The organism is Haloferax sp. AB510, assembly GCF_024136985.1.
GTDB lineage: Archaea > Halobacteriota > Halobacteria > Halobacteriales > Haloferacaceae > Haloferax.
In genome coordinates this window covers 24068-49996 of the sequence record NZ_JAMYJY010000016.1, presented here as the reverse complement: position 1 = coordinate 49996, position 25929 = coordinate 24068, and the positions used below count along the sequence as shown (strand labels likewise).

The following is a 25929-nucleotide window of genomic DNA, read 5'->3' as shown; positions in this document are numbered from 1 at the left end:
CGCCGTCGGCCTGCTCGTCGCTTTCGTCGTCGGCGTCGACGCCGCCGCCGTCGCCGGACTGGCCTCGGGGAACCTCGGTATCGACGCGGTCCCGCTCGTCCTCGCGGCGAGCCCGAACGGCGCGTTTCGGTCGCTCGTCCTCGGCGTCGCCGTCGAGACCGGCGGTTCGACCTCGCCGGTCGCGGCGCTCGCGGGACTCGTCGGCTGGGTCGCCGTCGCACTCGCGGTCGCGGTGCTAACGGCGTGGCGACCGGTAGAATAGTCGTGAGCGGTGCTGGGCGGGCCGGCAGGCGGTCGAAGCGCCTACCCGAAGTTCTCGACTTTCGCCGCGTCGGCGTCGCCGCCGGCGGCATCGACGGCGTCGGTCGCGCGCGTGACGAAGTCGGCGAAGCCGTAGACGAACACCTGTTCGCCCTCGCCCCCGGTGAGCGCGTCGGAGACGGCGTCGGCGAGGTCGGATTCGTCGCCGGTGACGACGACGCTCGCGCCGTCGTCGCGGAGCGCGGAGAGGCGATCTTCGTGCGCGGGCGCGTCGTCGAGATAGACCACGGCGGCCTCGTTGCCGTCGGCGACCGCGGCCTCGGCGATGCCGACCGCGGGGCCGACGCCGGGACCGCCAGCGAGGACGACCACGCGCGACTCGCCGTCGTAGTAGCTCTGCCCGAACGGCCCGGAAATCTCGACGTCGTCGCCGGCGGCGAGCGAGTCGAGGTGCTGGCTGAACGGCCCGGCCTCCTCGGGGTCAATGCCGACGGTCACCTCGAACGTGTCGCCGACGCCGGGCGACGAGAGCGTGTAGAACCGCGCGTACGACTCGCCGTCGACCTCGGCGGAGAGTTTGACGAACTGGCCCGGTTCGGCCTCGAAGCCGTCGGGCGTCTCGAACTCGATGGCGACCGTTCCGGGGCCGACGTCGCGGACCGCGGAGACGGTGACGATTGCGTCCATGCGACCGGGTTGGTCGCAGGCTCACAAGGGCCTTGCCTTCCCGGACGCGCACACCGGAGAACGGGTCGAGCCGTGCCCACTGTGCACATAGTGTAAACCGGAGATAATTGCCACGAGGGGGTAAAACACACCACAACTGCACATTTGGATAATTCTAGTACCCCAATTCGCAGAAAAGTTGGTTGTCTCATTCATTTTGATTCCCCTCAGAACTTATGTATCCAATTTTCATTTATTATCAGTACCGTCGTTTAACACCAATTTTCAGAAGGCTTTTGACCCGGCTATGGGTAGATTTCACTCAGCATGCCTGCGGACTTCAACTGGGCCATCGGCGGCGAGGCTGGCGATGGCATCGACTCCACGGGGAAGATTTTCGCTCAGGCGCTATCCCGGGCTGGACGCCACGTGTTCACCTCTAAGGACTTCGCTTCGCGAATCCGGGGCGGATACACCGCGTACAAGGTTCGGACTGCCATCGACCCCGTACAGAGCGTCGTCGACCGACTCGACGTGCTCATCGCACTCACACAACGAACAATCGACGAGAACCTCGACGAACTGCACGAAGGTTCCGTCATCATCTACGACGGCGACCGCTCGACGATGGCGGACGTCGAAATCCCCGAGGGAATGGTCGGGCTGGACATCCCCCTCAAGGCGCTCGCCGAGGAGGCGGGCGGCGCTATCATGCGCAACGTCGTCGCGCTCGGCGCGGCGTGCGCCGTCGCCGACTTCCCCATCGAGAACCTCGACAGCGCGCTGCAGAAGCGCTTCGGCGGGAAGGGCGAGGCCATCGTCGAGAACAACAAGAAGGCGGCTCGCGCGGGCCTCGAATACGTCCACGACGAGTACGACCACGAGTTCGACTACGACCTCGAAACGACCGATGAGGACTACGTGCTCATCAACGGCGACCAGGCCATCGGCATGGGCGCCATCGCCGCCGGCTGTCGCTTCTACGCCGGCTACCCCATCACGCCCGCGACGGACGTGATGGAGTATCTCACCGGCCGTATCGAACGCTACGGCGGTCACGTCGTGCAGGCGGAAGACGAACTCGCGGCCATCAACCTCGCGCTCGGTGCGGCACGCGCCGGCGCGCGGTCGATGACCGCGACCTCCGGGCCGGGTATCGACCTGATGACCGAGACGTTCGGTCTCGTCGCCACCTCCGAGACGCCGCTCGTCATCGTCGACGTGATGCGCTCGGGCCCCTCGACGGGGATGCCGACCAAGCAGGAACAGGGCGACCTCAACATGATGCTGTACGGCGGCCACGGCGAGATTCCGCGCTTCGTCGTCGCGCCGACGAGCATCGACGAGTGCTTCTGGAAGACCGTCGAAGCGTTCAACTTCGCCGAGAAGTACCAGGTTCCGGTCTACGTCGCGGCCGACCTCGCGATGGCGGTCACGGAACAGACGTTCTCCCCCGAGGCGTTCGACATGGACGAAGTCGAAATCGACCGCGGCAAGGTCGTCGACGACGACTCCATCGACGAGTGGCTCGACGAGGAAGGTCGCTTCCAGCCGCACGCGCTCACCGACGACGGCGTCAGCCCGCGCGCGTTCCCCGGCACGGAACAGGGCGCGCACATGTCGACCGGTCTCGAACACGACGAACTCGGTCGGCGGACCGAAGACCGGTCGATGCGCGTCGAGCAGGTCGACAAGCGCGACCGGAAGGTCGAGACCGCAAAGGAGACCGAGGACTTCTCGCCGCGCGAGTTCGGTGACGCCGATTCGGACACGCTCATCCTCTCGTGGGGCTCCAACGAGGGCGCGCTCGTCGAGGCGCTCGACTTCCTCGAAGAGGACGGCATCGACGTGCGCTTCCTGTCGGTCCCGTACATGTTCCCGCGGCCGGACCTCACCGAGGAAATCGAGGCGGCAGACGAGGTCATCGTCGTCGAGTGTAACGCGACGGGGCAGTTCGCCAACGTCGTCGAGCACGACACATTGACCCGTGTCAAGCGCATTAACAAATACGACGGCGTCCGCTTCAAGGCGGACGAACTCGCAGACGAAATCAAAGCCACCCTCGACGCAGAGGAGGTCTCAGCATGAGCTCAAACGTCCGCTTCACCGACTTCAAGTCAGACAAACAACCGACCTGGTGTCCCGGCTGTGGGGACTTCGGGACGATGAACGGCATCATGAAAGCCCTCGCCAACTCCGGCACCGACCCCGACAACACGTTCATGGTCGCCGGTATCGGCTGTTCCGGGAAAATCGGGACGTACATGCACTCGTACGCCATCCACGGCGTCCACGGGCGCTCGCTCCCGGTCGCCGCCGGCGTCAAGCTGGCGAACCCCAACCTGACCGTCGTCGCCGCCGGCGGCGACGGTGACGGTTACTCCATCGGCGCGGGCCACTTCATTCACGCCGTCCGCCGCAACGTGGACATGGCCTACACCGTCATGGACAACCGCATCTACGGTCTCACGAAGGGGCAGGCCTCGCCGACCTCGCGCGAGGACTTCGAGACCTCGACGACGCCCGAGGGTCCGAAGCAGCCCCCGGTCAACCCGCTTGCGCTGTCGCTGGCCGCCGGCGGCACGTTCATCGCGCAGTCGTTCGCGACGGACCACAAGCGCCACGCGGAAATCGTCCAGGAAGCCATCGAACACGACGGCTTCGGCTTCGTGAACGTGTTCAGTCCGTGTGTCACGTTCAACGACGTGGACACCTACGACTACTTCCGCGACAACCTCGTGGACCTCGCGGACACCGACCACGACCCGACCGACTACGACGCGGCCAAAGAGAAGATTCTCGACTCGTCGAAGGAGTACGAGGGCGTCATCTACAAAGACGAAAGCTCCGTCTCCTACGAGCAGAAGTTCGGCGTCGACCAAGACATGTCGGACATCCCGTCGGGCGCGCCCGACGACGCGATGGACCTCGTCCGCGAGTTCTACTAACGACGACCGCCGAACTCGCGGCCGACGCCGCGCCGACCGCTCACCGAACTTCGACCGTTCTTTCGACCGTCCCCGGATGCTCGACAGCGCCCGCGAGCGCCGCGACCGCGTCGGTCTCGTCCACGTCGGCCCCGTGGACCGCGAGGAGAACCACCACGTCACCGTCGTGTTCGACGGTCGCGAGATGGAGTCTTACCTCAGCTGTCCCGCCCTCGTAGGCGACCGTCTCGCCGTCGACAGTGGTCTCGCCGGCTTCGACTTCGACCGTGCCCGCGTAGGTGACGAGTTCCGTCTCCGACCCGAGCATCGTGACGTTCCGCGCACCGACCTCGCGGACGCCGTTGACCTCGGGGACGTTTCCGAGCGCCTGCGCGTCGGCCAGCACGTCGAGACCGGCCGCGACGAGGTCGCGGTTACCGAGGTTCGAAAGCGGGTTGACCGACTGGCCAGCGACTTCGGCGTTCGGCGACGAAACGACTACGAGAGCCGTGATATCGTCGTCGTCGGTCGTCTTCGAGTACCCGGACACCCAGACGTCCGCGCCGACGGAACGAGAGGCGGGGCCGACGCCCACGTCGTACGAAAGCGGGACGACGGTGCTGTTGCCGTGGACGTAGCCGTGTGCCTCGTAGGCCGACGCGGGAATCGTCGCGGGCTGGGCCGCGAACGTGGTCGAACCGCCGAGCCCACCGAGGCATCCCGCGAGCGTGACGACGAGCGCGAGCGCGAGGGTTGTACGTAGTTGAGGCATGCACTCTAGAGGCGCGCAGAGAGCATGACAGTCTCGCCGCCGCGAAAAAGCGCCGAGCGACCGACCGAGTCGGGCCGTCGCCGGGAGTCCCTTCGACGCGCTCGCTACTCCACCGTCTCGATGTTGAGCCGGTAGCGCGTCCCGCAATCGAGACACCGCGCGTTGTCGGACTCGATGAGTTCCGTCACCAGCACCTCGCCGAACTCGCAGTTCGGACACTCGTAGACGAGCGAGTCACCCGCGATGCGGTGCGCGAACGCGTTCGTGTTCTCTTCTGTCAACGGCTCTGATGCGGACGACATTCTTGACCACCGTTCAAATATGCTACCACATGGCACATAAACCACCCGCCGCCACGCGTCGAGCGGCGTCGGGTGGCATCGAGGAGCGAACATTTGAGATCCCGTGTGACACACCCTCAGCCCGTGAAAGCCGGAAATTCGCCCGCCCTTTCGGAACGCCTTTTCAACTCGCGGCCCACGGTTCGTCCATGACGGAGAACGCCGCTTCAGCAGACGACGCACCGCGAGCGAACGGGATGCCGATGCTCGGGCTCGGAACGTGGCAGAACACGAACGCCGACGAGTGTCGCAACGCGGTGCAGACGGCGCTGGAGATGGGCTACCGCCACATCGACACCGCCCAGGCGTACGAGAACGAAACGGAGGTCGGCGAGGGCATCGCCGCCGCCGACGTCGACCGCGACGAGGTGTTCCTCGCGACGAAGGTGTGGATTGACGAGCTATCCTACGACGACGTCATCGAGAGCACCGAAGAGAGCCTCGAAAAGCTCGGCGTGGACTACGTCGACCTCCTGTACGTCCACTGGCCGTCCCGCACGTACGACGCCGAAGAGACCCTCGCGGCGTTCGACGAACTCGTCGAACGCGGGCTGACAAAGCGCGTCGGCATCTCCAACTTCGAGCCCGAGCAGGTCCGCGAGGCCGCCGAACTGTCCGAGTCAGGTGCCTTCGCCAACCAAATCGAGATGCACCCGCTCCTCCAGCAAGAAGAGCTCCGCGAGGTCTGCGCCGATGAGGACATCGAAATCGTCGCGTACTCGCCGCTCGCCCGCGGAAACGTCTTCGATGTCGACGTGCTGTCCGACATCGCCGAGAAGCACGACGCAAGCGAGGCCCAGGTGTCTCTGGCGTGGCTCCGCGAGAAGGGCGTCACCGCGATTCCGAAGGCGACCAGCGAGGGGCACATCCGCGACAATTGGGAGTCGCTCGCGGTCGAACTCGACGACGAGGACGTGGCCGCCATCGACGCCATCGACGTTGAAGACCGCCGCGTCGACCCCGGCTTCGCGCCCTGGTAAGCGACTGAAACCGCGTTTTTCCGGTTCGCCTCTCGATTTGCGGGGCGGAGCCGCAACGGATTTGTCGAACGAGTCCCGACAGAACCGCATGGAGTTCGACCTCCCCAGGACTGTCGCGCTGCTCGTCGCGCTCGTCGTCGTCGGAACCGCAGCCCTCGTCGGGATGGGCGTGATGGCCACGAGTACGGTCCTGATGATGGTGACGCCCGCGATGCTCGTCTTCGGGGCCGTCTGTCTCGCCATCGGCGTCAAGCACGGGGAGTACCGAGCGGCGAACTAACGGCGCGGAACGAAGCAAAAAAGCGGCACGGAAGACTTCAACTCTCGTTTTCTCGCGGGGTGTCGACCACGTCTTCGAGCGCGTCGTCCGAGACGCTCGCCGAGATGCGGACGCCCACGGCGCTGACGACGATGCCGGCGACGATGAACATCGCCAGCCGCTGGACCGGCGTGAGCGCGAGTCGCCCGAGCAGTTCGAGATTCGCCAACTCGCCCTGTCGTTCGAGGAGGAACCCGGCGAACCCGCGGACGACGAGCCCGATGGCGACGACGCCGAACGGGAGGTTCATGTACGATGTGGAGACGCGCTCGCTCCCGATGAGTTCGTCCAAGAGACGGCCCGCGCTCGCGGTCAGCGCGGCGAGCGCCAGCCACGGGACGCTGTGGTAGACGAACAGGAGCGACGGGACGAGCACCTCCTCGCTCCCGCCGACGCCCGGCGTCCGGATGGCGAGCGCGCCGAGGAACAGCCCGACGATTGCCAGCCCCGCGGCGACCGCGTAGGTGACGACCGACACCTGTCCGGAGTAGAGGGCGTCGCGAACCTGGTCGGGCGCGTCCGAGAGGAACTCGTCGATAGCGAGCCCCTTGTAGAGGAGCACCGCGCCCATGAGGGCGGCGAGCCCGGCCATCGCGACCGCCGGCGTGAACTGGACGAGAAGCAGCGGGACGAGAAGCAGTCCGACGCCGAGCGGGACGAGTATCGTCGAGCGAAGCTCCTCGTCGCCGAGGAACTGCTTGAGCAGGTAGTACGTCGACTCGATGTCGTGGGCCTGCCGGACCACCACGCGGTCGACCGCGTCGACCCGGAACCGGCTCTCGACGACGGGGACGAGCCGCTCGTCTTCCGCGCTGTCGATGACGACGACCGCGGACTCGACATCGTAGCGCTCGGCGAGGTCGTCGAGCTGTCGCGCGACGGCGCGGTCCGCCCCGACGGCGCTATCGCTCGTTCCCGAGATGACCGCGATTTCGGCGTCCTCGCGCTCGTCTCTGAGTTCGCGCGTCGTCCGCAACGCCGCGAGAAGGCAGTTGACGCTTGAGTCCTCGGGGTCCGCGAGACCCACGTCGGTGACGAGCGACCGGACCGCTTCCCAGCCGACGACGGGCGTCGAGAGCCCGGTCTTGCGGCCGATGTCGTTCGCCCGGTCGACACAGAGGACGAGCGTTGTCACGTGGAAGACGAACGCGGGCGCGGGCTAAAAAGCCTCCCAGTCGTCAGAACCGAAACGAGAAGCCGTCGTCGGGGTCGACCGACGAGACGAGTCCCGCACCGAAGGCGTACGCCGCCCCCTCGACGCCGCCGCGGAGCCGGTCGGTGAGGCCGACCTCGGGGGTGAACTCCCTGACCGAAACCTCGTCGCGGCCGAGGAGTTCGGCGAGTCGGTCTTCCACGTCGTCGCGGGTACCCAGCGAGTCGACCAGCCCGAGTTCGTGCGCCTCCTCGCCGAGGTAGACGCGGGCCTCCGTGTCGCGGACGACCTGCGGGTCCATGTCTCTGCCCTCGGCGACGCGCTCGACGAAGTCGTCGTAGTAGTCGTCGATGAGGCCTTGGAGGTACTCGCGTTCGTCCTCGGTCGGCTCCTTGAGGGCCATCCCCGCGTCCTTGTACTTCCCCGCGGCGAACCGCTCGTAGGAGAGCCCGACCTTGTCGGCCAGCTCCGAGGCGTTGACCGACGAGCCGATGACGCCGATGGAGCCGACGACGCTCACGTCGTGGGACCACAGTTCGTCGCAGCCGCTGGCGATCCAGTAGCCCCCCGAGGCGCAGGTGTCGGTGGCGTAGGCGACTGTCGGCCCGTCGAAATCGGCGGCGGCCCGGCGGATGTCGTCGCTCGGCAGCACCTCACCGCCGGGTGTATTCAGTTTGACGAGGAGCGCGTCGGCGTTCTCGTCGTCGGCCGCGGCGTCGATCTGTTCGACGATGTCGTCGGCGGGCGTCCCGCTACCGCGACCCGGAACCGGACCGCCGCCGCCGTCGCGGGAAATCGGCCCCTCGACGGCGACTTCGGCCACGTCGTAGTCGGGGAACGCCGAGGCGGCGAGTCTGCCGCCGACGCGGAGCGCGGCGACGACGGTCCCGATGACCAAGAGGAGCCCCGCGAGGTCCGCAAGCGTGTCGGGAACGGAGTAAAACAGGACCCAGCCGACCGCCGCCGCGACGACGGCGAAGACGACCACGATAGCCAGCCGGTAGATGCGCGTGAAGCTGTCGGTCACGGTGAATCACTCATGGCTGTCGCTGGGGCTTCGAGCGGGATAAAAATGATACGTCGCAAGCGCGACGAAGAGAGAGAAAGTGACCGGAGTTTAGAGCAGACCGGACTTCTGGAGCTTCATCAGGTCCTCGGTCTCGAGGGTCTCGCCTTCCTTGAACTTCTGGTAGATCTCCTCGGCCTCGGCCTTGGCGGCTTCGCGCTCCTCGGCGCGGGAGTCCTTGCGCTGGCGCTCTTCCTTCTTGTCCAGCTCGCGGAGGCGCTTCTGGACGCGGACGAAGTCCTCGTGGTGACGGTCGGCCGCTTCCTGGGCTTCGACGAAGAGCTCGTGCATCTCGTCGGCCTTGTCGCGGATGTCGTCGGCCTCGCGGTAGGCCTCGATCATCTGGTTGTGGTGTTCCTGGGCGTCGTCGGCCAGCTCGGTCACCTTCTGGTGGTGCTGGGACGCCTCGGAGCGGACCTCTTCTGCCTCTTCGATGAGTTCTTCGAGGTCACCGCTCTCTTCGACCTTGTCCTTTTTTTGGCGAAGTTCTTCGCGCTTGTTCTCGATCTTCTCGATGAGCTCGCGCTCGTCTTCTGTCGAGAGGACTTCGGTCTGCTGGCGGAACTCGAGTTGCTCGATCTCCTCTTTGAGCTCGTCGATGTCCTTGCCGTCGTCGAGCTCGAGGTCGCTTTTCATCTCGTCGACCTCGTCGAAGAGCTCGTTAGCTTTCGCGTTGAGCTCGTTACGGCTCTGCTTGTGTTCCTGCACCTGCGAGTTCATCTCGTCGCGCTTCTCGCGGTGCTTCTGGGCTTCGTCGACCTTCTCGCGAGTCATCGCGTTGAGGTCGTCGCGCTTGGATGCGCGCTCAGAAGCCATCTGGTTTAGTTCATTGCGGCGGTCACGGAGTTGACCGGCGAGTTTGATGAGTTCGCCTTTCGAGCCGCTCTCGAGCTTTTCGTCTGGGAGATCGATGTTTCGTGCCTCGTCGAGTTCCTGCACGTCGAACTCGCTAAGTACTTCCTGCTTCGTTACCATGCGTAATCAATCCTCGATACCATCACCACTCCGTGCGTGGCGGCTGCTCGTGGGAGTGCGACCGACCGTGGATAAGAATTCCCGATCATTCTGCGTGCGATGCCGCCGGAACGCCGGAGGCGCTCAGGTACATACACATACAGGCGACCAGTTAATAAATACTTCGGTGGAAATTCGGGTGAAAACAGTTACCACACCGCTCGTATCGACCGTATTCACCATGTTAGTCGTTGGCATGGCCGCATATAAATGGGATGCGAATCGTGGGGGCTAAACCGAGTCGGGTCGGATGCCACGCCATGAGAGAGGTCATCCGCGCACGCGGACACGAACACGTGCGCGCCGAGCACGCGAGCACGTTCGAGGTGACGACAGACGACTGGCTCACCCCCGCGGGCGACTGCATCATCGGCGTCGAGGCCGACCGCACGCCCGCCGACTTCGACCCGGCGTTCGTCGAGGCCTGTCAGTCCCACGACGCCACTATCGACGTGCGCGTTCGCGTGGACGCGGACGACGACACCTACGAACAGACGGTTCGCGCCCGCGGGCATCCGGACCTCACCTTCGAGGGCGACCGCAGCGTCGTCTTCCGCACGAGCGACTACGTGGACGACCGGACGGGCGCGGTCGGCGCGGCCCACGCCGCTGCCGGCTTCGACCGCGACCTCGTCTCGGCGCTCGCCGACGGCGCGGAACTGACGGTCACCATCGAAGTCGAGTAGCGCCCGCGCGAGCGGTGGGCCGGGCGAGACGACGAGATGCGTTTTTCACCGCGCGGTCGTAACCTCCGGACATGCCCGAAGAACCCTCCGAGAACATCAGCGGCGGCGCGAGCGGCGGCGGCCGAGAGACGGTGTTCGACCCCGCAGACCCCGAGACCGCGACACGCGCCGAGGTCGTCGTCGACCGACTCGGCGAGCGCTACTGGCGGAAGGCCTACGGCGGGCAGGGCGGCTTCGAGTGTCTCGTCCGAACCATTCTGAGCCAGAACACGAGCGACAAGGCGAGCCAGCCCGCCCACGACGAACTCATGGCGCAGTACGGCGGCGCGGCGCTCGCCGAGTCGCTGGCGGCGGCCGACCGAGAAGGCATCGTCGAGGCCATCCGCTCCGGCGGGCTCTACAACCAGAAGTCGAAGCTCATCCAGGGCGTCGCAGAGGAGGTGCTGGCCGACTTCGGAAGCGAGGCCGACTTCGACCGCTACGTCCGCGAGGAAGCGCCCGCGACGGTCCGCGACCGACTCTTGGAGATGAAGGGCGTCGGTCCCAAGACCGCCGACTGCGTCCTCCTCTTTGCGGGCGGCCGCGGCGGCGTCTTCCCCGTCGATACGCACGTCCACCGCATCGCTCGGCGAATCGGACTCGCGCCCGCCGACGCCGACCACGAAGGCGTTCGGGCGGCGCTCGAACGCGACATCCCCGACGAGAAATGCGGCTTCGGCCACACCGCGATGATTCAGTTCGGCCGCGAGTTCTGCAAGGCCCGCAAACCCGCGTGTCTCGACGGCCCCGAGGCGTGCCCGATGGCCGACGTGTGCGACATGGTCGGCGTCGACGCGGCGGCGCAGTCCGTCACCGATCCCGCGGCCGCCGCCGACTGACTAACAGGACTTCGTTTCGAGTCCGCTCACCGGCGAGCCGTCGTCCTCGTAGCTCGATTCGACGCCCGAGTCGGCGAACATCGGGAGGTCCATCGAGTAGTCGTAGACGACGCTGAACCGCGAGAAGGGGTTCGAGAGGAACGCCGAGACGGGGCCGATGCCGTCGAACGCGACGCCCGCCCGAAGTTGAACGATGGAGTCGTTGCCGACGGAGCCGCCGGCTTCCATCCCGAAGCCGCCCTCGCCGCCGAGGTTCTCGAACATCGAGAGGAAGACGACGAGATCGATGCCCGCGCCCTCGCCGCCGATGTCGAACTGGTGGCCCTCTCCGGGGAAACACGGCGAGGTCGGACCGGTCGCAGCGGCGACCGGGGCGGTCGCAACGACGAGAATCACGGCGAGCGTCAGGGACGCGCGGGTCGCGGCGTTCATACCGTCGCCTCCGGCGCGCTGCTAATTAAGGATACGCCGCCGTTCTCAGGGTTGATACCGCGAGTCGGCGGAAAGCGAGACGAGAGACGCAGGGGTCCCGGCGCGGTTCAGTCCCGACGCGACGCAGTCCCGGTACTTACTCCTCGCCGTCGAGTTGTCGGATGAGTTCGTCGAGGACGGCGTCCGCGCTGGCGAGGTTGGTCGCCAGCGGCGTCTGGTGAACGTCGCAGATGCGGAGCAGCGCGGTGATGTCCGGTTCGTGGGGCTGAGCGGTCAGCGGGTCGCGGAGGAAGATGACGCCGTCGCAGGTCTCGCTGGCGATCTCCGCGCCGATCTGCATGTCTCCGCCGAGCGGCCCGGACTGCTTGCGCTCGATGTCGAGGCCCGTGGCGTCGATGAGTCGCTGGCCGGTCGTCCCCGTCGCCATGAGTTCGAAGCGTTCGAGGTCGGCCTGTCGCTCCTCGGCGAACGAGATGAGGTCCGGCTTCTTCTCGTCGTGAGCAATAAGTGCGAGACGCATAGCAAACACTCGTTCGAGCGTCGTGATTAATCTTCGGCCGGACGCCGTCAGTGAGAAATCGTCGCGCGGCGGCAGTTGACGCGCCGGTGCGGGTCGCCGTGACTGCGAGTCGTTACTTGAAGCGGAACGTCTCGAGGTTCTTCGGCGCGAACGTCCGCATGTTGTAGTCGTGGTAGAGCGCCGACGAGAGGTCCTGCACGGAGCGCTCGTCGCCGTGGACGCACAGCACCTTCTCCGGGCGCGGGTTCATCGTCTTGACGAAGTTTTCGAGGCCCTGCCGGTCGGCGTGACCGGAGAAGCCGTCGACGGTCTCGACGTCCATCTCGAGCTTCAGCGTGTCAGACCGACCCATGCCGTCGCGGCCGTTGACCGGAATCTCGTCCCAGCCGTTCTGGATGCGACGACCGAGCGTCCCCTGCGCCTGGTAGCCGACGAAGACCAGTCGGGACTTCGGGTCGGGGCCGACGTGGCGGAGCCACGACATGATGGGGCCGCCGGTGACCATCCCGGAGGTCGAGAGGATGATGGCCTGGTCGCCGTCGGCGACGTCCTGTCGTTCCTCTTCGCCGCCGTCGATGTGGTTGAACTCCTCGGCGAGGAACGGGTTTTCGTCCTCGTGGAAGATGCGGTCGCGGAGGTCGTCGCGGAGGTACTCGGGGTAGGTCGTGTGGATGGCCGTCGCCTCCCAAATCATCCCGTCGAGGTGGACGGGCATCCTCGGAATCTTCCCCGAGCGCATCGCCTCTTCGAGAACGAGCATAATCTCCTGGGAGCGACCGACGGCGAACGCCGGGATGACGACCTTGCCGCCGCGGTCGTACGTCTCGTTGATGACCTCGATGAGGCGCTTTTCGGAGTCCTGCTGGTCGGTCTGGTAGTCGTTGCGGCCGCCGTAGGTCGATTCGAGGACGAGCGTCTCCACGCGCGGGAAGTCGTTGACCGCGCCGTTGAACAGGCGGGTGTCTTCGTAGTGGATGTCGCCGGAGAACGCGACGTTGTAGAGGCCGTCGCCGATGTGGAAGTGCGAGACGGCGGAGCCGAGGATGTGACCCGCGTTGTGGAAGGTGAGCTTCACGTCGGGCGCGATGTCGGTCACGTCGCCGTACTCCAGCGGGATGGTGTGCTTGATGGCCTCGCGAACCATCTCGGACTCGTACGGCGGGGTGCGGCCTTCCTTCGAGGCGACGTCGAGGTAGTCGAGCGTGAGCAGGCCCATGAGGTCGCGGGTCGGCTCGGTCGTGTAGATGGGGCCGTCGTAGCCGTACTTGAACAGAAGCGGGATGAGCGCCGAGTGGTCGAGGTGAGCGTGGGTGAGGACGACCGCGTCGAGCGAGTTCGCGCCCGACCCGAGCGCCTCGGGGACCTGCAGATACGGCACGTCGTCGGAGCCGGGTTTGTCGCCGCAGTCGACGAGGATGCGGGTCTCGGGCGTCGAGACGATGAAGGACGCGCGGCCGACTTCGCGGCAGCAGCCGAGGGTCGTGATGCGGACCCACTCGTCGTCCGAGAGCTGCTCGCGGTGAATCTGCCGGCCGGTCCGTTCGAGGATGCGGCGGCGATCCTCACGTTCCTGCTTCAGGAAGTTGCGGACGTTCGAGACCGTCGAGGACTCGATGGGCGGGGTGCGGACGACTTCGGGCGTCCAGCCGACTTTCTGCGTAATCTCGCGGAGCGTCGAGCCGTGGCGACCGATGACCATGCCCGGTTTCTCGGCCTCGATGACGACTTCCCCGGTGTCGATGTGGAAGTCGAGGTCGGTGACGCCGGCCTCCTCGGGGATGACGCTCAGAATCTTGGGTTCGGCCTCTCGGGGGTCGGACAGCACGTCCGGGTCCGGGCGAACCGTGATTCGCTTTCGGAGCTTACTCGCGAGTTTCCGGATGAGGTCGCCGTTCTGAGCGAACTTCTTCGGGTCGCGCGTGTAGACGACGAGTTCGGGACCCTCGTACTTGACGTCGGAAACCGAGATGTCGCGGGGGAGTTCGTTCGTAATCTCTGCCTTCAAATTCTCGAGTTGTTTATCTACGGAGCTCATAGTTACGAGCGACCCGTCCGGTCCTGCGCCGGCAGGTCTCGGGAACCCCTACCTCAGGAGCGTCGACACGAGACGGTCCACGTGTACGAGTGCCAGTCTCGGCCAACTGCGGAGAGAGCATAGTGAACTGAATACGGTGGTATCTCGACTGCGGGAAGAGGCAGGGAAAACCCGCTTACCCGACAGTACCATGTCGCCAGTATAAAACCCTTCGCAAAGTCGAAGCATCTCGGGGCCGACCGACGACCATGGAACTCACACCGGCGGCCGTCTCGGCGGAGCACGACTGGGTCCGCGAGCGCGCAGACGTGGTCGTCCCGCTCATCAACGAGACGCGACGGCGACTCGGCGAGCAGTTCGACACGCGCGTCGGTGAGGTCGACGACGCGGCCTACCTCGACGCGGTCGACGCGGTGTTCGCCGACGGCGAGGTCGGCGTCAACGTCGCGGCCTACGTGCGCATCCTCAAACAGTTGGACGTGCAGGACGACTATCCGGGGTTCGTCGTGGACGAGGTGCTCGGCCGCGAACTCGCAGCGACCATCGCGGGCGGCGAACCGCTTCGACTGCTCGCGCAGGCGACGTTCCACTTCGCGGACGTGGCCGTCCACACCGACGGGCCCGCCGGACGCGACGACCTCGATGCCGCGCTCGCCGCGGGGTTTCAGACCCGCCTGCCGGGGTGGTCGTGGCGCGACGGCGACTCACCGTTCGATAGCCGGCGCTGACGACGGGGCGGTGTCACCGTAAAAACTGTGTTCGGACCGCTTACCACTCGATTCGGACGCGCTCCGACGACTGCTCGGACTCGCGTTCGGCCTGCGAATCGAGCTCGCTGAGTCGTCCGCGGAGCGCGCCGACGCACTCCTCGCACGCGGTCACGTGCGCGAGGACGCCGTTTTCGTACTCCGCCATGACCGCCCGTGGGGTCCGCCGCGTCGGTCGTTCCGGACCCATCCGGCCGATGCCGCGCACCTCGGGGTCGCCTAACCCCGCCAAGCGCTCGCCCCGCGTCGCCGCCCACCGCGCGTACGACGCGAGTCGGTCGCGGGCGCGACGCTCGCGCGGGCTCAACTTCCCCGACAGGTCTACGAACCGGTCCCACGTCTCGACCGTGTACTCTGAGACGAGGCCGCGTTCGACGATATCGTCCAGTCGTTCGATGACCGGTGTGAACTCCGCGCGCCGGCCGCTCGGAACCCACAGTTCGATCCGGACCGCCTCCTCCCGAGGAGTCGGCCGCTCGTCGCTCACAATTGTGTCCATTGTTAGCACGCCAACCACCACGTCGAAGGTAGGGCATCCGACGATATGTATCTATGCGTCCGCCGGAACCCCCGACGGTCGTCGGCGAGAGACGGTCCGCGCGGCGGGGCGGCGCGCCGGCACCTTCGGGGCGTTTAAGGGTTCGCTACGGCTACCGATGGGCAATGAGCGACGAGCAGGAACTCGGTATCACCGAGTCGAAGCAGTACAACACCGGCGAGTGGTACGCCGAGGTCGTCCAGAAGGCGGGCCTCGCGAACTACGGGCCGGAGGGGATGAGCGGCTTCATCGTGACTCGCCCGCGCGGCTACGCGCTGTGGGAGTCCATCCAGAACTACCTCGACGGCGAGTTCAAGAAGACGGGCGTCCAGAACGCGTACTTCCCGCTGTTTATCCCCGAGAGCTATCTCGAACGCGAAAAGGACATCGTCGAAGGCTTCGACCCCGAGGTCGCGTGGGTCACCCACGGCGGCCACGAGGAACTCGAAGAGCGCCTCGCCGTCCGCCCGACCTCCGAGTCTATCATCGCGCCCTACATGGCGCGGTGGGTCCGCAGTCACCGCGACCTCCCGCTCCGCGTGAACCAGTGGGCCTCCGTCGTTCGCTGGGAGGCCACGGAGACGAAGCCGTTCTTCCGCACCAAGGAGTTCCTCTGGCAGGAGGGCCACACGGCCCACGAGACCCGCGACGGCGCGTGGGACGAGACGATGACTCGTCTCTCGCAGTACCAGTCGCTCTACGAGGACGTGCTCGCCATCCCCGTGCTCCGCGGCGCGAAGCCGGAACACGACAAGTTCCCCGGCGCGGACACGACGACGACCGTCGAGGCGCTCATGCCCGACGGCAAGTCCGTGCAGGCCGGCACCTCCCACTACCTCGGCACCTCCTTCGCCGAGGCGTTCGACCTCACCTACACGACCGAAGACGAGGACGAAGAGCCCGCCCACACGACCTCGTGGGGGCTGTCGTGGCGCTCGCTCGGTGCGCTCATCATGACGCACTCCGACGACCAAGGCCTCGTCCTGCCGCCGACCATCGCGCCCGAGCAGGTCGTCATCGTCCCCATCTGGCAGGCCGACACGCAGGAGAAGGTCCTCGAGTACGCCGAGGACATCGCCGAAGACCTCGAAGACGCCGGCGTCCGCGTCGAACTCGACGCCCGCGACGAGCGCAACCCCGGCTTCAAGTTCAACGAGTGGGAGCTCAAGGGCGTCCCCGTCCGCTTCGAAATCGGCCCGAACGAGGTCGACGACGAGGTCGTCACGGTCGTCCACCGCCCCGACGGCGAATCGGTCGAACTCGATCGCGAGAACATCGCCGAGGCCGTCCAAGAGCAGTTCGACGAGGTGTACGCGAAGCTCTACGCCGCCGCCGAGGAGAACCTCGAAGAGAACGTCCGCGAGGCGTCCGCCCGAAACGAGATTCTCGGCACCATCGGCCAGCACGGCGGCTACGTGAAAGCGCCGTGGTGCGGTGACGAGGCCTGCGAGGAGGAGATTAAAGACCAAATCGCCGCCGAAATCGTCATGGTTCCCCTGAACGACGAAGACGCGGAGATTCACGACGGCGAGGACTGTGCGGTCTGCGGCGACGACGCCGAGGAGACCGCGTACTTCGCGAAGTCCTACTGAGCCGACCGCCGCGCTGTTCCACACGATTATTCATATTTTTCGTCGTGCGTCGAATCATCATTAGTCGACATACTATGTATGGATACATCCTTATATGACATTGTAACACCCTTATGGTTTCAGGAAAAGTTGCTTATGGGGGTAGCTGTACCATTGGCGTATGACCAAGCCACACATAGACGCACCCTTCGCTCAGGGCGGGTTAGCCGACCCGACCGACGAGCGGTCGAACTGCGGCGTTGGGGCCGTCGTAGACCTTGAAAACGGCGCCTCGCACCGCGTCGTCGCAGACAGCCTCGAACTCCTCGAAAACCTCGAGCACCGCGGCACCACGGGCGCCGAGGAGAACACCGGAGACGGGGCGGGTATCCTGTTCCAGCGACCGGACGAATTCTTCGAAGCAGTCCTCGAAACCGAGCTTCCGGACCTCTACGCGGCCGGTTCGGTGTTCATGCCGACCGACGACGAGGTCCGCGAGCGCGTTTCGGCGGTTGTCGAGGATTCGCTGGCCGACCACGGGCTGTCCGTGTTCGACTGGCGCGACGTGCCGACCAACAACTCCGAACTCGGCGCGACCGCGCTCGAATCGGAACCCGACGTCTGGCAACTGTTCGTCGAGCCGGCCGACGAGATGACCGCAGACGAGTTCGACCGAGCGCTCTACCTCGCCCGTCGAGCCGCCGAGAAGGCGGTCGATGCCCTCGCCATCGAGGGCGCAGGCCGGTTCTACGTCTGCTCGCTCGACCGCAAGACCATCGTCTACAAGGGGCTGCTCACGGCCGAACAGCTCCCGAACTACTTCCCCGACCTCGGCGACGAGCGGATGGTGACCGAACTCGCGCTCGTTCACGCGCGCTTTTCCACCAACACGCTGGGCGCGTGGCACCTCGCCCACCCGTACCGCCAGGTCATCCACAACGGCGAGATAAACACGATCCGCGGTAACGTCAACTGGATGCGCGCTCGCGAGACGGATCTCCAACACGAGGCGTTCGGCGACGACATCGAGACGCTTAGGCCCATCACGAAGGCCGACCAGTCCGACACCGCGAGCGTCGACAACGCGGTCGAACTGCTCCTCAAGGGCGGCCGCGAACTCCCGCACGTCTTGCGGATGCTCATCCCCGAGGCGTACCGCAACGACGACGCGATGGACCAGGCGCGACGCGACTGGTACGACTTCCACGCCTCGCTGGTCGAGCCGTGGGACGGCCCCGCGCTCGTCGCGGCGACCGACGGCGACCGTATCGCTGCCGTCCTCGACCGCAACGGCCTCCGGCCGTGCCGCTACGAGGTGACGACCGACGGCCGCCTCATCGTCGCCAGCGAGGTCGGCGCGCTCGACACCGACCCCGCGGAAATCGAGTCCCGCGGCCGCCTCCAACCCGGCGAGATTTTCATGGCCGACCCCGACGAGGGTCGCGTCATCCCCGACGCCGAGGTGTTCGACTCCCTCACGGACGAGAAGTACGGCGAGTGGCTCGACGAACAGCAGCGCCACCTCGACGAGCTCGCCGGCGACGCGGACTCCACCTCGCGCGGACAGGTCGAGTCGCTTCGGGCGACGCAGGCGGCGTTCGGCTACACGCACGACCAGCTCAACCACATGATAGAGCCGATGGCCCGCGACGGCAAGGACCCCGTCGGCTCGATGGGCGACGACACGCCGCTTTCGGTGCTGTCGGACCTCAACCGCCCGCTTTTTACCTACTTCAAGCAGCTGTTCGCGCAGGTGTCGAACCCGCCTATCGACTACATCCGCGAGAAGCTCGTGACGAGTCTGGAGTCGCGGCTCGGCTTCCAGCGTAACCTGCTTGACGAGTCGGCCGACCACGCGCGCCAGCTCGTCCTCGACTCGCCCGTCCTCACGGACGCCGAGACGGCGGCAATCAAGGACCTCGACGACGACATGCGCAGCGCCGTCGTCGACATCACCTACGAGCAGGGTGGCGACCTCCGCGAGGCCATCGAGGCCGTTCGCGACGAGGCCAAGGCGGTCATCGAAGACGGCGCGGACATCGTCGTCCTCTCCGACCGTGACGTCGGCCCCGACCGGGTCGCCATCCCGAGCCTGCTCGCGACGGGCGCAGTCCATCACAGCCTCGTCCGCAACGGCCTCCGGAACCACGCCGGCCTCGTCGTCGAGTCCGGCGACCCCCGCGAGGTCCACCACCTCGCCACGCTCGTCGGCTACGGCGCGGGCGCGGTGAACCCCTACCTCGCCTACCAGACCATCGAGGACGTCGTCGCCGGCCCCGACGGGGCCGACGAGGGCGAGGCCATCGACGCGTACGTTCACGCGCTCGAAGACGGCCTGCTCAAGACGATGGCGAAGATGGGCATCTCGACGGTCGAGAGCTACCGCGGCGCGCAGATTTTCGAAGCCGTCGGTCTCGACTCCGACTTCGTCGCCGAGTACTTCGAGGGCACCGAAATCCGCACCGAGGGAATCGGCCTCGATGTCATCGAAGAGGACCTTTTGACCCGCCACGCCGCCGCCTTCGGCGCGGACCCGAAGCTCGAACGGCAGGGCGAGTACGAGAACCGCTCGGCCGGCATCCACCACGGCTGGAACCCCCAGACCGTCGGCACGCTCCAGCAGTCCGTCCGCACCGGCGACTACGAGAAGTACCAGGAGTTCGCCGAACTGGTCAACGACCAGTCGGAACAGCTGAAGGCCCTCCGCGGCCTGCTCGAGTTTGACTCCGACCGCGAGCCTGTGGACATCGACGAGGTCGAACCCGTCGAGGACATCGTCAAGCGCTTCTCGACGGCCGCGATGTCGCTCGGCAGCCTCTCGCCGGAAGCCCATGAGAACAACTCCATCGCGATGAACCGCATCGGCGGCAAGTCCAACTCCGGCGAAGGCGGCGAACCGCCGGAGCGCTTCGGCACCGAAAAGGAGTGTAACGTCAAGCAGGTCGCCTCCGGCCGCTTCGGCGTCACCTCCCACTACCTCTCGTCGGCCGAGGAGATTCAGATCAAGATGGCGCAGGGGTCGAAGCCCGGCGAGGGCGGCCACCTGCCCGGTAAGAAGGTAAACGAGATGATCGCCCACGTCCGCTACGCGACGCCGGGCGTCGGCCTCATCTCGCCGCCGCCGCTGCACGACATCTACTCCATCGAGGACCTCAAACAGCTCATCTTCGACCTGAAGTCGGCCAACCCCGACGCCGACATCAACGTCAAGCTCGTCTCCGAGGCCGGCATCGGCACCATCGCCGCCGGCGTCTCGAAGGCGAAAGCCGACGTGGTCCACATCTCCGGCCACGATGGCGGCACTGGCGCGTCGCCGAAGACCTCCATCAAGAACGCGGGCCTCCCGTGGGAACTCGGCCTCGCCGAGGCCAATCAGATGCTCCGCGCGACGGGGCTTCGCTCCCGCATCCGCGTCTCCGTCGACGGCGGCATGAAGACCGGCCGCGACGTGGCCATCGCCGCCCTCCTCGGCGGCGAGGAGTACATCTTCGGGACCGCGTCGCTCGTCACCTCGGGCTGTGTCATGGCCCGCCAGTGCCACGAGAACACCTGTCCGGTCGGTGTTGCCACGCAGGACGAGAACCTGCGCCGCCGCTTCCCCGGCGAGCCCGACCACGTCATCAACTACATGACGTTCATCGCGCAGGAACTCCGTGAGATTATGGCCGACCTCGGCTTCACCTCGCTCGACGAGATGATCGGTCGTCCGTCCCTGCTCCGGCAGGTCGAGACGGACCACGAGAAGGCCAAGCACCTCGACCTCTCGTCGGTGCTGGCCGAGCCCAAGACGGGCGCGCGCCGCAAGACCGAAGACCAGGTCCACGCGGACATCGGGACGCACGTCGACCACAAGCTCATCGACGAGGCCGCGGAGGCAATCGAGGACCGCGAGCCGGTCGTCATCCGCCGCGACCTCTCGAACGTCGACCGCGCGGTCGGCGCGATGCTCTCGAACCGCATCTCCAACGCCCACGGCGGCGAGGGCCTGCCGGACGACACCATCCGCTGCGAGTTCGACGGTATCGCCGGCCAGACGTTCGGCGGCTTCCTCGCCCGCGGCGTCACGATGCGGCTCACCGGGGCCGCGAACGACTACGTCGGTAAGGGGCTCTCCGGCGGCCGCGTCATCGTCAACACGCCCGCCGAGGCCAACTACGAGGCCGCAGAGAACATCCTCATCGGCAACGTCGCCCTCTACGGCGCGACGCAGGGCGAATGTTACGTCAACGGCCTCGCCGGCGAGCGCTTCGGCGTCCGTAACTCCGGCGTGAAGGCGGTCGTCGAGGGCGTCGGCGACCACGGCTGCGAGTACATGACCGGCGGCGTCGTCGCCGTGCTCGGCGAGACGGGCCGCAACTTCGCCGCGGGCATGTCCGGCGGCGTGGCTTACGTCTACGACCCCGACGACGAGTTCGCCGCGAAGGCGAACACCGAGATGGTGACGCTCGAAGACCACCTCGACGACAAGGACGAGGCGATGCTCACCCGCCTCGTCGAGAACCACCTCGCGTACACCGAGTCCGACCGCGCGGCCGAACTGCTCGACGACTGGCAGTCGGTACTCGGCGACTTCGTGAAGGTGATGCCCGACGCGTACGCCGAGGTCATCGCCGAGGACGGCCGCGAGGACGTCCGCAACGAACTCCCGGCGAAGGCGGGCGCAATCGTCGACGCCGGTACCGACAGAGTCGGCGCAGCGACGACGAGCGACGACTGAGGACCGACTTGACCGTCAGCGACTGACGGTCCGGTCGACGTCCCGCGTTTTCTTGCTGTTCGGCGTGTTTTTTCGGACTGTTTCGTATCACTTATCGAACAGATAATGATGTGCCGTCCGGGGCCATGTCGGCGTGGACATGACCCGAGATTACTCGCGGCGGACAGTCCTCGCCACGCTCGGTGCCCTCACGGCATCCGGCGTCGCCGGCACCTCGCTCGCGGACAGTCACTCGACGGCAGACTCGGACACGGTCACGACCGAGGGTTGGTCGCAGTCTCGTGCCGAACCGGGACGCACCGGTGCAGTCGCTCCCGAATCGGCGCCTGACGACGAGTACGCCGCCCTGTCGTGGCTCGACGGAACGTGGCATAAGACCAGCGCGAACGAGGTACTCGTCGACGACGGGGCCGTCTTCCAGACGTTCTACACCAACGACAGTACGTTCCGAGGGGGCGTCGTCGCCTACGAGGCCGACACGGGCAAAGAACGTTGGAAATACATTGCCCCGGAGTACGGGGCGTCAGAACCCGGAATCGGCCGAGTAACCGACACACCAGCCGTGGCAGAAGGGACGCTCTTCGTGACGAGCGAGGCAGGATACACCGATCCGGACGTCAAATACGGTGGACTCCACGCGCTCGACCTGGATACCGGCGAAATTAATTGGCAGAAGACACCAGCGGACTACGCGAGTCCGGACAAGGAGTGGCTCGGGACGCCGCTCGTCGCCGACGGCTCCCTCTACGTCCAGCACCTGACAAACGCCAGCGCAGACCCGGACCAACAGGAGTCGGTCGTCGCGGAACTCGACCCCGAGAGCGGCGAAGTCGTGTGGCGCTCCGACGCGTCGTATCGGTCCTATCCCTACATTGGCGACGACGAGACGCTCTACGGGATGGCGACGTACACCGACGAGAAGAACGAACTCGTCGCGTGGAACGCGAACGACGGGAGCAGGCGGTGGACGGCGGTGCTGGAAGACGGTGTGAACTTCGTCGACTCAGCCCACAAAAACGGCCGCATCTACCGTTCCTCCGGCAATCGGTTCCGAACGGACGAGATAAACCGAGTCGTCGCACACAGCGACGAGGACGGGAGCATCGAGTGGGAGACGAGACTCACACCCGACGGCGAGGCGTCGGCGCGGTTCATCAGCGCACCGGCCGTCGCCGACGGCACCCTCTACGTCACCACCGCGCTCGACGTGGACTCGGTGGCCGAGGAGGGTATCCTCTCGACGGTCTACGCGCTCGACGCCGACACCGGAGACGTGCTGTGGACACACGACACCTCGACAGAACTCCACGGCGACCCGAGCGTGGCCGGCGACACCGTCTACCTCGGCGGGAGCGCCATCCCCAAGGCTATCGGAGACCTCGAACGCGAACGCCGACATCCCACGATACACGCGCTCTCGACCGAAGACGGGTCCCAGCAGTGGTCCTATCTGGTTCGACACGAGCAGAGCGCACCGTCCCGAAAAGCATCGACGCCGGCGCTCGCGGGCGGACGAATCCTCACGGGCTATCTGGAAGAGGAGTCCACCGAGCAAGCCGGGGTGTTCGCCCTCGAAGGGAGTCCGGAGGCCCCCGATTCGAGGAATCTCCCGCGCTCCTCGGACGCCCCGGTCGCCCGCATCGTCACCGACCCCGAAGACGCCGACTCGACGGACCTCGATTCCGGGACCACCGTCGGCCTCGACGGAACCGCGTCGACGGGTGAGGTGGCGACCTACGAGTGGCAGTTCGGCGAGGGCGCATCGTTCGAAGAACGCGGTTCGACGACGGAGATTACGCTCGACTTCTGTGGGACGCTCGACGTGACGCTCCGCGTGACGGGCCCCGACGGCAACCAGAGCACCGACAGGGTTCGTCTCTCCACCGACAGATAGTCGCACAAGCGGGACCGCGGCCCACCCCCGTCGCCCCATTTTTCCACCGGTCGTCCGAACTCGATGGTATGACCCGCGAGTACGACAAACTCGTCCGCGACGACATTCCCCGAATCGTCCGCGAGTCGGGCGAGACGCCGGTCGTCCACGTCGCCGACGACGAGGAGTTCGACCGCCGACTGCGCGAGAAACTGGTCGAAGAGGCCGAGGAGTTCGCCGAATCCGGGCGCGTCGAGGAACTCGCTGACGTGTACGCTGTCGTCGACGCGGTACTCGCCCGACGCGACGAAGACTGGGAGACGGTCCAGACGGCGGCGCGAGAGAAGGCGGCCGAGCGCGGTGGATTCGAAGACGGCGTGGTACTCGAACGCGTCGAGTGAGGTCCGCGCCGGCTACGCCGACGCGTGATTAGACACAGTCGTCGGCACCGTCGCCAGCGCTTCCGCCGTCAGTCGACCCGCTTCCGTCGTCGGTCGAATCGTCGCTATCGGCGGGTGCGACGAAGACGTTCATCTGTGCATGCTCCTGCCGGCCGTAGATGTCTTCGACGCCGACAGAGACGTTTTCGTACTCAGTGTACTCGTAGACGACTGTCTCGCTTCTGTCGTCTCCGTCGCCGTCCACGATGGTGGTCGGCCCCTGGAAATCCCAGTTGTACGAGTCGAACTTGCCCTCTCCGCGGACCTCGAAGGTTATCGGTTCGCCCGCTGTCGGTTCTTCGGTGAGGAGTTCGATCCTCGGGTCCAGTTCACCCTCGCACTCGACGGCTCTGAAGGTCGTCGTCGCCTCCGCGGTCTGGTTGTACTGGTTCCGAACGACGAGTCTGGCGGTGTACTCACCGATTTCGTACTCGTGTTCGGCGCGGACGAATCCACCGCCAGATTCCCGAAAGTCGACTGTCCCGTTACCGTTGAAGTCCCACTCGTAGAGGAGGTTTGCGCGGTCATCGTCGGTGAGATCTTCGTCGAAATCGACTGCGAACGTCGTCGGCACGCAGGCTCCGGGTGTCGTCTGTTCGGGTTCGATGCTCGGCGTCGGTGCCGCGGGGGGATCGGGGTGCGTTTCGATTGCCTCCCCCTGCGTGAAGAGCATCTCACCGTCGTGAGCCATCGCGTATTCACCACCCACGCCGGGTATCCAGTTCTGCAACGCTCCGGACTGTGCGTCGAAGACGACGATACCGCCAGCGACGTCCATATCGAGGTTGACGTAGAGGTTGTCGTCGGCAATCAGCGGCGGTGCGTTGAATGACACGTCGTATTCAGGGAGCGTCTTGCCGGGTTCGATCCACCGTTCTTCGCCGGTCGCGGCGTCTAGTGAGACGAGAGTCCCTTCGGTAGTTGTCGTGGCGACCGTCCCCGCACCGACGGCAAGCGTCAGGGCGGGGTCGTACCCGCCGACGTCCGACATCTCGTGTCGCCACGCCGTCTCCCCGGTGTTCGAATCGATGGCGTAGACGGACGTCGTCTCGGCAGTTCCGACGACGAAAACAGTCCCGTCGTGGACGCTCACCGACGAGACACACGTCGCGTCATTCGCTGACGACCACACCGCCGACCCATCAGACGGATTCAACGCGAGGACGCCGGACTCCGTGGGGGCATAGAGCGTCCCATCCGCCACCGCAGGCGATGTCGAACTCTGAACGTTGTTCATCACCCGGTTATCTTCGAAGCGTCGGAACGTCACGTCACGACGCCACAGTTCGGTTCCGTCGGCGATGTCGTAGGCGACGAGACTATCGGGGTTCCCGTCGTCCGTCGTATCTTCGCCGACGAAGACGGACCCGTTCGCGACGACGGCGGTGGTGAAAGTGGGGTTGCTCGTCCGCCACTGGGCCTCGTAGGAACTCGTGTCCAACGCCACGAGTCCTTCGTCCGTCGGTACGAGGAGCGTCCCATCCGCGACCGCGGGCGTCAATTTGTAGTTGCCGCCCATAGTACTGCTGCCAATCTCGACGAACGACCCGTCGGTGGTGAACGCACCAAACAGGCCATCGCCCAATCGCAACCCCATGTAGACGACGCCGTCGGCGACGACGATGCCCGTGGACCCCGCGGGAGTGACTTCGAATTCGACGTCTGCCCACGCATCTCGAACCGCCGCCGTTCCAAGCGAATCGGTCGCTCTCGACCCGGTGTGCGCCGCGTCGCCCTGCAATTGCTTCCAGGCACCGGAAGCTTCCGCGACATCGGAGCCGTCGGCTGCGAGTACCTCGCCACCGACGAGAGACCCGCCAGCAAGGAGCGCCGTCGATGAAAGCACTGTGCGTCTGGTCAGCGAGTTTTGGTCGTTTGTCACGGCTTACGGTGCACACCCGTGAAGGTTCATTACACACCCGATAAATCGACTGCAACAGTCGGACACGAGACGTGCAATCCGTCGCAGTTGA

22 protein-coding genes and 1 pseudogene are annotated in these 25929 nt (G+C 65.9%); 12 read left to right on the top strand and 11 right to left on the bottom strand.

From position 1 onward, the window contains the following. Positions 1–262, top strand: a pseudogene (locus NKF06_RS05130) (copper ABC transporter permease); the annotation flags it as partial. A 41-nt stretch (positions 263–303) separates the two neighbouring features. Here the strand turns inward: NKF06_RS05130 and NKF06_RS05125 are convergent. Continuing rightward, positions 304–948, bottom strand: a complete 645-nt coding sequence (locus tag NKF06_RS05125) for an FAD-dependent oxidoreductase (RefSeq protein ID WP_058828090.1) — start codon at positions 946–948, stop codon at positions 304–306. Positions 949–1254: 306 nt separating this feature from the next. On the opposite strand from NKF06_RS05125, the gene NKF06_RS05120 reads away from it, so the two are divergent. Together NKF06_RS05120 and NKF06_RS05115 are read left to right on the top strand one after the other, a co-directional pair. Beyond that, on the top strand, positions 1255–3015 hold the full coding sequence (locus NKF06_RS05120) for a 2-oxoacid:acceptor oxidoreductase subunit alpha (protein WP_004972538.1): 1761 nt from the start codon (positions 1255–1257) through the stop codon (positions 3013–3015). Then, positions 3012–3875, top strand: a complete 864-nt coding sequence (locus NKF06_RS05115; RefSeq protein WP_253244716.1) for a 2-oxoacid:ferredoxin oxidoreductase subunit beta — start codon at positions 3012–3014, stop codon at positions 3873–3875. The genes NKF06_RS05120 and NKF06_RS05115 overlap by 4 nt, the downstream gene beginning before the upstream one ends. A 40-nt stretch (positions 3876–3915) precedes the next feature. Here NKF06_RS05115 and NKF06_RS05110 read toward each other — a convergent pair whose 3' ends face one another. Further along, the gene (locus NKF06_RS05110) at positions 3916–4626 is read right to left on the bottom strand and encodes a DUF6517 family protein (protein ID WP_058828089.1); all 711 of its coding nucleotides are present in this window, start codon (positions 4624–4626) and stop codon (positions 3916–3918) included. Positions 4627–4730: 104 nt separating this feature from the next. Beyond that, the gene (locus NKF06_RS05105; protein WP_058828088.1) at positions 4731–4928 is read right to left on the bottom strand and encodes a hypothetical protein; all 198 of its coding nucleotides are present in this window, start codon (positions 4926–4928) and stop codon (positions 4731–4733) included. A 236-nt stretch (positions 4929–5164) separates the two neighbouring features. On the opposite strand from NKF06_RS05105, the gene NKF06_RS05100 reads away from it, so the two are divergent. Then, positions 5165–5947 carry an aldo/keto reductase gene (locus NKF06_RS05100; protein WP_253244718.1) on the top strand — a complete coding sequence of 261 codons (783 nt, stop codon included), beginning with the start codon at positions 5165–5167 and terminating at the stop codon, positions 5945–5947. 88 nt (positions 5948–6035) lie between these two features. Further along, complete coding sequence (locus NKF06_RS05095) at positions 6036–6227, top strand: hypothetical protein (RefSeq protein ID WP_058828087.1); 192 nt, start codon at positions 6036–6038, stop codon at positions 6225–6227. 37 nt (positions 6228–6264) lie between these two features. On the opposite strand, the gene NKF06_RS05090 is transcribed toward NKF06_RS05095, so the two are convergent. From NKF06_RS05090 to NKF06_RS05080, 3 genes are all read right to left on the bottom strand, one after another. After that, a complete protein-coding gene (locus NKF06_RS05090) occupies positions 6265–7401 on the bottom strand; it encodes a DUF373 family protein (RefSeq protein ID WP_058828086.1) in 1137 nt (378 codons plus the stop codon). Between the two features lie 43 nt (positions 7402–7444). Beyond that, positions 7445–8446 (bottom strand): signal peptide peptidase SppA, encoded by a 1002-nt coding sequence (gene sppA, locus NKF06_RS05085; RefSeq protein WP_253244715.1) that lies wholly within the window; start codon positions 8444–8446, stop codon positions 7445–7447. Positions 8447–8536: 90 nt separating this feature from the next. Next, on the bottom strand, positions 8537–9460 hold the full coding sequence (locus NKF06_RS05080) for a coiled-coil protein (protein ID WP_004972546.1): 924 nt from the start codon (positions 9458–9460) through the stop codon (positions 8537–8539). Between the two features lie 299 nt (positions 9461–9759). Between NKF06_RS05080 and NKF06_RS05075 the strand changes: the two genes are divergently transcribed. After that, positions 9760–10185, top strand: a complete 426-nt coding sequence (locus NKF06_RS05075) for a DUF371 domain-containing protein (RefSeq protein ID WP_042663537.1) — start codon at positions 9760–9762, stop codon at positions 10183–10185. 71 nt (positions 10186–10256) lie between these two features. Then, complete coding sequence (gene nth / locus NKF06_RS05070; RefSeq protein WP_253244714.1) at positions 10257–11063, top strand: endonuclease III; 807 nt, start codon at positions 10257–10259, stop codon at positions 11061–11063. On the opposite strand, the gene NKF06_RS05065 is transcribed toward nth, so the two are convergent. The 3 genes from NKF06_RS05065 to NKF06_RS05055 all read right to left on the bottom strand — a co-directional run bounded on the left by NKF06_RS05065 (position 11064) and on the right by NKF06_RS05055 (position 14050). After that, positions 11064–11495, bottom strand: coding sequence for a hypothetical protein (locus NKF06_RS05065; protein ID WP_042663536.1), 432 nt, complete (start codon positions 11493–11495; stop codon positions 11064–11066). Positions 11496–11631: 136 nt separating this feature from the next. Next, the gene (locus NKF06_RS05060) at positions 11632–12015 is read right to left on the bottom strand and encodes a methylglyoxal synthase (protein WP_004972550.1); all 384 of its coding nucleotides are present in this window, start codon (positions 12013–12015) and stop codon (positions 11632–11634) included. Positions 12016–12127: 112 nt separating this feature from the next. After that, on the bottom strand, positions 12128–14050 hold the full coding sequence (locus NKF06_RS05055) for a beta-CASP ribonuclease aCPSF1 (protein WP_058828082.1): 1923 nt from the start codon (positions 14048–14050) through the stop codon (positions 12128–12130). 248 nt (positions 14051–14298) lie between these two features. Between NKF06_RS05055 and NKF06_RS05050 the strand changes: the two genes are divergently transcribed. Next, positions 14299–14778: a hypothetical protein gene (locus NKF06_RS05050; protein ID WP_058828081.1), complete on the top strand. Its 480-nt coding sequence runs from the start codon at positions 14299–14301 to the stop codon at positions 14776–14778. 40 nt (positions 14779–14818) lie between these two features. Here the strand turns inward: NKF06_RS05050 and NKF06_RS05045 are convergent, their stop codons facing one another. Continuing rightward, a complete protein-coding gene (locus tag NKF06_RS05045) occupies positions 14819–15316 on the bottom strand; it encodes an HTH domain-containing protein (protein WP_253244713.1) in 498 nt (165 codons plus the stop codon). A gap of 164 nt (positions 15317–15480) precedes the next feature. Here NKF06_RS05045 and proS point away from each other — a divergent pair, with 164 nt between their 5' ends. From proS to NKF06_RS05025, 4 genes are all read left to right on the top strand, one after another. Continuing rightward, complete coding sequence (gene proS, locus NKF06_RS05040) at positions 15481–16947, top strand: proline--tRNA ligase (RefSeq protein WP_253244712.1); 1467 nt, start codon at positions 15481–15483, stop codon at positions 16945–16947. Between the two features lie 160 nt (positions 16948–17107). Then, positions 17108–21643: a glutamate synthase large subunit gene (gene gltB / locus NKF06_RS05035; protein WP_253244711.1), complete on the top strand. Its 4536-nt coding sequence runs from the start codon at positions 17108–17110 to the stop codon at positions 21641–21643. 139 nt (positions 21644–21782) lie between these two features. After that, positions 21783–23537, top strand: coding sequence for a PQQ-binding-like beta-propeller repeat protein (locus NKF06_RS05030; RefSeq protein WP_253244710.1), 1755 nt, complete (start codon positions 21783–21785; stop codon positions 23535–23537). A 68-nt stretch (positions 23538–23605) separates the two neighbouring features. Then, entirely contained in the window at positions 23606–23917 is a 312-nt protein-coding gene (locus NKF06_RS05025) for a nucleoside triphosphate pyrophosphohydrolase (protein ID WP_253244709.1), read from the top strand. Between the two features lie 28 nt (positions 23918–23945). On the opposite strand, the gene NKF06_RS05020 is transcribed toward NKF06_RS05025, so the two are convergent. Then, complete coding sequence (locus NKF06_RS05020) at positions 23946–25838, bottom strand: PQQ-like beta-propeller repeat protein (RefSeq protein ID WP_253244708.1); 1893 nt, start codon at positions 25836–25838, stop codon at positions 23946–23948. Positions 25839–25929: the final 91 nt, after the last annotated feature.